Genomic DNA, 8,672 nt, shown 5'->3' with positions numbered 1-8,672 from the left:
AATTTAAATTGAAATCTAATGTGAAATATGAAACAAATGGATATTTATATCAAACGGATAAACCAGAACAAACTGAGAGAGCTTCTGGAGAATTAACGTTAGAGATGGGAGAACGTAATAATAAACATCAGTTAACTGCTGGTGGGGAAGATAGAGTTAAGGCTCCTTTAACATCTTTATAGCAAGGGAATGCTTGTAGACTGATCTATACTGCATTCCCTTATTGTATGTATGCTATATTCTTATTCGCCTTTTTCTAACAGTAGAACCACGAATCTTGGCGAAGACATTGGTTTTTGCCCTGTCCTGGGGTCCGTCCTCGCTTTTTATTCCACGGTTCCCTTGACCACGAGCCTCCGAACCCTCAAACTCCCAAAGCTAACCCCAGCGGGCAAAAACCGCCCTTCTGGGGCCACCCCTGGCGAGTTTGCATGAGGGTTCCCCTCATCGTCAAGGAACTTTCGCGGCATAAACGCCAGGACTCAGCGATTCCACACGCACGGCAACCACAATTCCTTTTAAATACATTTTTTATTTATTGCTAGCAATAAATAAAAAGCTAATTTTCTATGGAAATTAGCTTTTTAACTTTAATATTCACATGAAATTATACCTATAATTTCACTTACCGTATTTTAGAACTTCTTAATAAAAAACAGAATATTAAAGTGTATTATATTTTTTTACTTGTAATGGGATAGTTACAACATATAAATCTACAGCATAATAAATAATCCAAATCCCTTTACCTTCAGCATCAAATCTTGATTGGAAAAACTGTTCTGAAATTGTTCTTTTCCCCCATTTTTTAGGAAGCCATTGAAATACCTTGGGAACATTATTATTCATACTAATTATCTCCTTAAATCCTTAACAATAAATTCTTTACCAGATCTCAAAAAATCATTTTCCAAATAATCTCGCGAAAAAACCTTTTGGTTCTGTAGATGCCGTTAATAATTTTGTTTCTTGTACTTCTCTAATTGTTTCAAGTAACTTCTGATCACGTTTCTCTAACTTATTGTCAATATAATCTTGTTGTTTTCGTAATTGCTCAATTAGCAATTTATTAAATTCCTCTTGTTTCTCACTATATTCTCTAAGTCTACTAACTTCATTTTTTAATGCTTTTAATTCCTCAGCTAAAATTTCTCCAACTTCTTTACTAGGTACAGGCTTTATACTTTCTCCATCTGTAGCAAAATAGTGTTCAATTTGTTTTATTGAATAATTCTGTTCTCTATGTAATTGTTTAACCATCTTCATTTGCTCAAGAGCTTTTTCATTAAAAACATTGTAACCCGACTCATTTTTCTCCAAAGGAATATACGTCCTTAATTCTTTCATCCAATTTCTTATAACATTTGGCGATTCATCTACACACAGTGCAACTTCTTTAACGGTCATTGCTATATAACCTGGTTTTTCTTTACCTAGGTTTTCACTTTTATCCATCTTTTTACCCACCTTTAAAACCTAGATAAAAACCTAAGTTTTTTGAATATCAAGGGTTATTTTCAAAAAAATCAACCTTGATACCTAGGTATAAAACCTAGGTTTTTACTAATTCATTTTACTAAGGTTTATATCCTTCTGTCATATAAAAATAAAGAATTTCACCCCTATCCCCATCCGTACTTCATTTCTTTTTTAACATATGATTATTTAATCCACACAGCGAAGATCATAGCCGCGCCACAAAAATTTTCTAATAACCTTGCAACAAACCACAATTAAAATTACATTCTTGTTTTTTTAACATAATAAAATCCAGTTAAAAAATAAGTCATTTTATAAAATTGGAAATTCAGAATCAAAAAAGAGAGAAGAGCATAAGGGGTTTTTGGGCCCAACTAGGGGTTGGGACTAGGCAGAGCCTAGCTTAAACGTGGGTACACGAAAATTCCCAGGATGTCCACTCACTGACGACACAAAACCCTCCAAATGTCCCCCTTGTGTCCCTAGATGTAGACTCAGTGAGTACACAAAGTCCCTTTGATGTCTCCATATGAGTACTCACTAACGACATGATATTTTTAATAAATTGCAATCAAACATTACTTTAAAATACTAAAAGAAAACAATTGGCATTAAATAAATATAAATCCTCAATCTAGAATCAAATAACAACAAAATACAAAATGCTATTTAAACGCTTCAGAATCCTTTTTAAAAGATATAAATCTAAAACAATACTATTTGTCGTAAAAACAAAAATAAACGCTTAAAAAGCAAAATGAACAGGTTTAAAAGAAGGTTTTCCTTTGCTTTTGGGGTTGAGGCTGGTTCGTCGTGTGGGGACGAGCCCCCACGTATTACGTATCTACCAATCTGGTAAGTGAAATTATTAAGCGAAGGCGCTAGCGGTTCGGCTCGTATAATAGCAATTCAAGCCGATGATCCCAAATAGTTGCTTTTGGATGTATCGGCTTGGTGATATCCAAACTCGAGCCGAAAAAAGTTTTGCAAGGATGTAGCAAAGCGAAAAGGGTGGAGATTTTTTGTAGCAAAGCGAAAGAAAATACGACCCGTTCCTTGCGGAACTTTTAGCTATATATATAAGAGTGAGAAGAGCAAAGTGAAGAAAGTCAGTAGTATCAAGGGTTTATAGAAGATGGAGTGTCACTTTTTTTTGACACCGGTGTCAAAAAAAAGTGACACCTAAAAAAAGGTAAATAACAAAAAAAAAAAGAACGCAAGTTTTTTTGCGTTCTTTTAAAATAAATAAATAGGTAGTTTATGTTTTTTCTTTCCTTGATCTTCAACTTTAAAATTTCTTAATGAATCTCTAAAAATGTGTTGAGTTGCTTTATCTATTCCATCTTTAGGAGAACAACACATAACATTTGGATTTACAAACCATGTACGACTAGTACAAACTCGTCCATCTTCAGTTGTAACACCTGATTGTGCAACTGCTAATACTCCCTTTTTTAATAAACCATTCATGACACTAGAAATACTTTGACGAGTCATTTTAAACTTTTCAGCTAAATATGTAGGTGATGCTGGATTATTTGTCTCACGTTCTACAAGAACATTAGTTTTAAACTCTACAGATGAAGTTAATTTAAATAAAAAGGCTTCTTCCTTACTACTTAAATAACCTATTTCAATCAAATAATCTACATTATCCATTATAATTTGCACAAATCTCACCCGATCTGTAGGCTTTTTCTTTTTACCTATGAAATATTCTTCCCCACCAGTCGTCTTACTTAACAACTGCAAAAGCATTGCTTTCTCTTCTTCTGAGTAACCACCAGCTTGCAACTGATCATAAATACTATCAATCTTACTATCTCTTATTTTCGCTTTTTTTTCAGCTTGTCCAAAATCTACAACTTTTGTCATAAAATAATTCTCTCCCTTAGTGGAAGAAATCAACTTTTATATGTTAGAATGTATATAGAATATATATTGGTTGATTCCAACCTTATTAAGAAAAACCGCCTGCCGTCCAAAGCATGGGCGGTTTTTCTCATTTATACGTCTTTCTTTATAATAACATGAAACACCTTGTTAAAGCTTTCCATCTCTTGCAAAAACACAACATTCGAACTCCCCAGCCCCTCAACTCCTTGAGGGGCTACCTCGCCGGTCGGCAGGAACAAACAATAGTTTGTTCCATGCCAAGAGGGTTTGGGTCTAGTCCAGATGGTCAAGTCAAATACTCCCTTCGCTTCGCTAGGCCCGTTTTGATTGACCAGCACCCGTAACCACTTCTCCCTCAATTCATTTGATATACTAAACATTATCTTCTTCATTCACTGTAAACTTGATTTGAATTATTTTTCCGATACTATATTTCTTTATTCATGCAATCTTGCATGAAATCTTGTATACACTTACTATCATTTGGTAGTCTAATAAAGTAAAAACAATGTTTGTCGAAAATAAACCATCTTAACTGTAATAGCCAACTAAAGAAAAGGGGCAGAATCTGGATTCAGATTCTGCCCTTTTCTTTTTCACCTACATTCCAATCTAAAAATACATATCCCTACAAATATAAGAGCAATATTTATAAAAAAGCCAAAATCATTTTACTTCATCTAACTTCTCCATTTTTCTACGTAACTTAGTTTTTTATATATCTCTAGAAATAATAAATAAAACTAAGTTAACCAAAGCTAAAATTGCATCTATACAAATCACCCAAAAATCACTTTTTATAAAAGAGTTAGTCAAAAACAATATTAATAAGCTAATTCCTGAAATTAAACTCACTTTGTTTTGTTCTATTTTTAACATAAAACCATCTCCTACTAACTATATTACACTATCCTTAATGTGGTTAATTTAAATATTAAATAATTAATATGTAGTGAGCTCTTGAAAGTGAATTTTTGAATATTAGTTTACTGTCAATAGTAGGAGTAACACCATATGCCCAATTCATTCCCTATAATATGCAATATTACATATAAAAATTTATTGATATAAATGTAAGCGCTTACTATAATAAAAGTATAAAGATAAATCACATCTTAGCAACAACAAAAGAGGAGGAAATAATATGACAATCGCAATGGCAGTTTTAAAATTTGTAGGTGGAATACTTCCATTTGTACAAGAACTTTTAAAAACATTTATGTAAGTTCACTATTCCGCAATTATTTATAAAAATTATCATACAAATGATCTGTATATCAAAGATGAATTGATGTGCAGATCATTTGTGTGAGCAAAGTCCCTTTAGCCTTATTAAGGGACTTTTTTAAATTTCTACATACTTGAGGTTCCATCACATCAACATCAAATTAAAGCACTTTAAAAAAATTAAAAAGTGCTTTTTATTTATTATAAATACGAAAGTAAACTTTTACATATTAGTTTACTTTCAGTTTCTTTAATTTATTGGTTTTATTGCACTTTACTCATTTTATCTAAAATCACTAACGAAAATATACATTCAAAACACTATAAATAAAGAGGTTTAAATCTATGAACAAAAAAAGAAAAAGCTAGATCCATGCTAGCTTTTTTACATAATTTTCGTTATCGGCAATCAAAAATATTCGAGTTCTATTATGTTGCCTTCAAAATTTAGCTAATGACTTGTAATTTTCTTAAATAGAGGTAATACCAGTAAACCCACATATAAGGGATGATATAGGAGAAAAATGTCCAAATAATATTCCATCCGTTACCATATACGATTTTCCCACTTAAAACTAATGTCATTTCAAAAAGAGTAGTAAATAGCGATATAAAAAAGACCATCAAGTAAGGTCTTTTGGTTTTCTTTATAAAGAATATCAAGTAGCTTGCCAAAATCGGATAAATTCCTATATTAAAAGGTAAGCCAGACATAGTTTTTTGATCAAGGAAAGGAGCAATTCTCCAAAAACCACAATAAAGGCCGAATTCATTTACGACAAAAGCAACGACACAACAAAATGAGCCAATTAGAGGTATAATTCTTCTTTCTTTTTTGTAAAGGTGAAAAATTCCAACAGTCCAAGGTAACACAAATGCAATTAGAATATTAAATAGCATTTTGACTCTACCTTCCTTTCTCTATAACCATCTTCACCTTACTCCTTATAATTTAAACTAAAAAAGTTTTCCAAACCAACACAATATGATAATTACAATCAACTAAGTTATGATTAAATTATAAGACTACTTAACTCTTATTTTGTTTTCAAAAATATATCCCATATACAAATCTAATTTACATAACCCCACTTATCAGCAGTCAATCTATCTAGAAATCTAGAAAAATCGAGTATTGTTGAAAGTTTATCTAAGTATAATGCAACAACCATTGTTGATCAGGACCCATAGACAAATGATTGATTCGCTTCTCTTCAAAATAACTATATAAGTCTTTCCAACTTTTTAATTCCTTAAATAAATTTGCCGTTAATTCAGAAGCAGAAAAGACATATTCGATCAGGTGCTCATACTCATAGAAATAATAAACAAATTCATAATTTATATCATTTATATAACCAGCAACCCCATAACTTTTAGGAAAGCTGTTCATTTTAATCTTAGTAGCTCTTACAAAAGATTCTGGTAAATAACTTAATAATTCATTTTCGTTTTCAGGGATGAGGGCGTAAATATAACACCCTGAAGGATATATATCTTTAATTACTCTAATAAACATTTCTTTTGTCATTTCGTTTTCTAAATCAATCTCGATGACATCCAAAATATCATCTCCTAGTTCACATAATTTTCGTTATTGGAAGTTAATTAAATCCGTCTTATAAAATAAAATAATAAAGATGCTAAAATAATAGGGCTGCTTTCCACAAAGTCCTGAATAGTAAAAGATACAGATATAATATGTTTCCCAAATATTATGGTACGGATTAAATAACCATAGAAAACTCCTAACAATATAAATAAGGGGATTCCGAATTTTAACTTATAACTCTTTTTTATTTTTCTATAAAAAAATTCTCCTAATAAACAACCTATAAAAACAGGAATACTTCCTAATATCACATACATAATAATTGATACCCAAATCGGACCCCATGTTTCTTCATAATTGGGTTCTTGATAAGCTAAAATATTGATAGAAATAGAGAAAAACATCAAGCACGCTAAATAGCTAACAACAAATTTTTTCAATGTAATTATCCTCACGATTTCCTAATTTTACTTTTATTATATGATAGTTACCATTGTGTAAGATAGATAAAATGTAATATGTATATTGTATTCAAATCGGGTCAACATAACGTCCTATTATCGGTAGCAAATACTTTGGTAGAATTCCTGTTTTTATAAGGTTTCTTGATTATATGTCTATTTATCTTTTATACATAATTTTATACATTGTTGATATAGCGAGGATTCTAGGGATCCCCGCTATTCTTTTTTTGCATAAAATCTTGTATAACATTCCCATAAAAATCAATGACGGGATTTGTCATTGGTCTTTATTTGTATTTTATAGGTAAGAAGCCAAAATCAGTCACATGGCATCATCATCAAGAGACTGGTAAAATGCAACTTGTTGATTACTATGAACATCAGGTTGCGGGTCATACAGGTGGTAGAGCAATTTGGGGTGGTGGAGATGACGGTAGAACAGGTAAACTGAAGAAAATTATTTTGGAGATGATAAAATGAGCCGAGTAACTTGGCTATTTACGGATGGAGCGATAGATGAGCAAGTAATTATTGCTGTGGAGAATTCATTTGGTGTCAGATTTCCAGATGATTACCGTGAATGCATTAAAAAAAATAACGGTGGTTATCCTGAGCCTAATATTTATGATATTAATGATGATGAGGGTGGAGCAGTCTTTGATTGTCTATTAAGTTTTACAAGCAAAGATGCAAATATAGAAGTTGTTTATGAATTAACTTCACTTCCGGAAGGTATTATTCCATTTGCAAGAGACCCATTTGGGGGACTGATTTGTTTTAATTACTGTGATACTAAAGATTCTCCGTCAGTAGTTTTCTATGATCAGGAATCAGTGAATGAGGATGAAATTAAATTAATATGCGATTCTTTTTCTGAATTGATTGAGAGATTATACTCTGATTGAGCAAAACAAAATGAACAGAAAAGAAGGTTAATTGTATGAGGAATTTAGATTTTGAATATACTTTTACCTCTATTGGCATTGAAGATATCGAAGATTTCGAAAATAAGTATGGTATATTGTTCCCTGATGATTATAAACAATTTTTGCTGTCTAAAAATGGAGGGAAAACTGAGCAACGAAGATTTAAAACTAATGATACAACTAAGAAAGGCGTAATAACATCGTCTGTTTCAATGTTTTTTCCTCTATCAATAGAAAATGAAATAAATCTAGAAGAGAAATTAAGAAGTTATAATTTGGTGCAAGTGGTACCAAGTAATTTGCTTCCAATTGGAATTGACCCAGCTGGGAGTTTGATTTGTTTATCAATTGATGGGAAAGATAGAGGTAGTGTATATCATTGTGATATGGATTACTTTGAAGAAGATAACGAGTTAAGAGAGGAATACATCCGACTAATTTCTAAAAGTTTCTCTGAATTTGTGGATAATTTATATATTCCTGAAAAATAATGATAGGATTTTATTGATTCGAATTAGTTAATAGTTGGTTAATCTCTTTAATTTAAACGAGGCTTTCTTTATGGTCTAACGACCCAGAGAAAGCCTCTTCTTTTTCCCCGAATTATTTAAAAGTACAACATAGGGGACGGGTGAAGTTCCTAAAGTTAATCCGAAAATTAAAGTGAATTTTAAGACTGGTTATGATAAGCATTTAATTGAAGTAGAAGGTTTTAAAGCAAAACCGACTATAGGTATAAAAGGTGGACACAACCTTGAAAACTTTGAATAGTACATTTTAGACAACTTCGGTGATCCGATAAAGAATATTAATCAAGGTGTAACAAAAACGCCACACCCGGATATTCTAGGTATTTATGAAGTTAAATACAAGCTCCCTGTTTATGACGGAATGAGCACGGCTAACGGTGGAAAAAGGAATATCAGAATGTTCCAATTCCTGTTAAGGTTAGGCTTAGTCAAACGGCTGATTTATTCGGATTGAGGTCCCTCCAAGTTGATACGGAAAAGCTTGGAAATCTAATCAGCAAGTTCGAAAGGAAAGTCGATGAAGTTCCTAAGGGTACGGGTAACACTGTAAGCGATTATCTTGATGGTGTAGTCAAAGATGGTAATCACTTTTTAGATA

The 8,672-nt window shown here is 31.8% G+C and carries 10 protein-coding genes and 2 pseudogenes; 4 read left to right on the top strand and 8 right to left on the bottom strand.

Features of this window, described 5'->3' with window-relative positions:
• A pseudogene (locus MHI07_RS29325) lies at positions 1-182 on the top strand (DNA/RNA non-specific endonuclease); the annotation flags it as partial.
• Positions 183-663: 481 nt separating this feature from the next.
• Here MHI07_RS29325 and MHI07_RS29320 read toward each other — a convergent pair.
• The 8 genes from MHI07_RS29320 to MHI07_RS29285 form a co-directional block, all read right to left on the bottom strand.
• Positions 664-849 carry a hypothetical protein gene (locus MHI07_RS29320; protein ID WP_340827334.1) on the bottom strand — a complete coding sequence of 62 codons (186 nt, stop codon included), beginning with the start codon at positions 847-849 and terminating at the stop codon, positions 664-666.
• Positions 850-903: 54 nt separating this feature from the next.
• On the bottom strand, positions 904-1,455 hold the full coding sequence (locus MHI07_RS29315) for a DUF3967 domain-containing protein (protein WP_340827333.1): 552 nt from the start codon (positions 1,453-1,455) through the stop codon (positions 904-906).
• Between the two features lie 1,260 nt (positions 1,456-2,715).
• Positions 2,716-3,354, bottom strand: coding sequence for a MarR family transcriptional regulator (locus tag MHI07_RS29310; protein ID WP_044443236.1), 639 nt, complete (start codon positions 3,352-3,354; stop codon positions 2,716-2,718).
• A 131-nt stretch (positions 3,355-3,485) separates the two neighbouring features.
• Positions 3,486-3,767 carry a hypothetical protein gene (locus MHI07_RS29305; RefSeq protein WP_340827332.1) on the bottom strand — a complete coding sequence of 94 codons (282 nt, stop codon included), beginning with the start codon at positions 3,765-3,767 and terminating at the stop codon, positions 3,486-3,488.
• A gap of 322 nt (positions 3,768-4,089) precedes the next feature.
• Entirely contained in the window at positions 4,090-4,254 is a 165-nt protein-coding gene (locus MHI07_RS29300; RefSeq protein ID WP_165927704.1) for a hypothetical protein, read from the bottom strand.
• A gap of 795 nt (positions 4,255-5,049) precedes the next feature.
• The gene (locus MHI07_RS29295; protein WP_340827330.1) at positions 5,050-5,502 is read right to left on the bottom strand and encodes a CBO0543 family protein; all 453 of its coding nucleotides are present in this window, start codon (positions 5,500-5,502) and stop codon (positions 5,050-5,052) included.
• 250 nt (positions 5,503-5,752) lie between these two features.
• Positions 5,753-6,166: a hypothetical protein gene (locus MHI07_RS29290; RefSeq protein ID WP_002193666.1), complete on the bottom strand. Its 414-nt coding sequence runs from the start codon at positions 6,164-6,166 to the stop codon at positions 5,753-5,755.
• 44 nt (positions 6,167-6,210) lie between these two features.
• On the bottom strand, positions 6,211-6,594 hold the full coding sequence (locus MHI07_RS29285) for a hypothetical protein (protein ID WP_170935214.1): 384 nt from the start codon (positions 6,592-6,594) through the stop codon (positions 6,211-6,213).
• Positions 6,595-6,909: 315 nt separating this feature from the next.
• Here MHI07_RS29285 and MHI07_RS29280 point away from each other — a divergent pair.
• The 3 genes and pseudogenes from MHI07_RS29280 to MHI07_RS29270 all read left to right on the top strand — a co-directional run.
• Positions 6,910-7,098: pseudogene (locus MHI07_RS29280) on the top strand (HNH endonuclease); the annotation flags it as partial.
• Positions 7,095-7,523 carry an SMI1/KNR4 family protein gene (locus tag MHI07_RS29275; RefSeq protein WP_340827328.1) on the top strand — a complete coding sequence of 143 codons (429 nt, stop codon included), beginning with the start codon at positions 7,095-7,097 and terminating at the stop codon, positions 7,521-7,523. The pseudogene MHI07_RS29280 and the gene MHI07_RS29275, both read left to right, overlap by 4 nt.
• A gap of 35 nt (positions 7,524-7,558) precedes the next feature.
• Entirely contained in the window at positions 7,559-8,035 is a 477-nt protein-coding gene (locus tag MHI07_RS29270) for an SMI1/KNR4 family protein (RefSeq protein ID WP_340827327.1), read from the top strand.
• Positions 8,036-8,672: the final 637 nt, after the last annotated feature.

This window comes from Bacillus sp. FSL H8-0545 (assembly GCF_038006105.1).
Taxonomy (GTDB): Bacteria; Bacillota; Bacilli; order Bacillales; family Bacillaceae_G; genus Bacillus_A; species Bacillus_A cereus_U.
The sequence above is the reverse complement of the archived record's forward strand: the minus strand, read 5'-3'. Positions and strand labels throughout refer to the sequence as shown.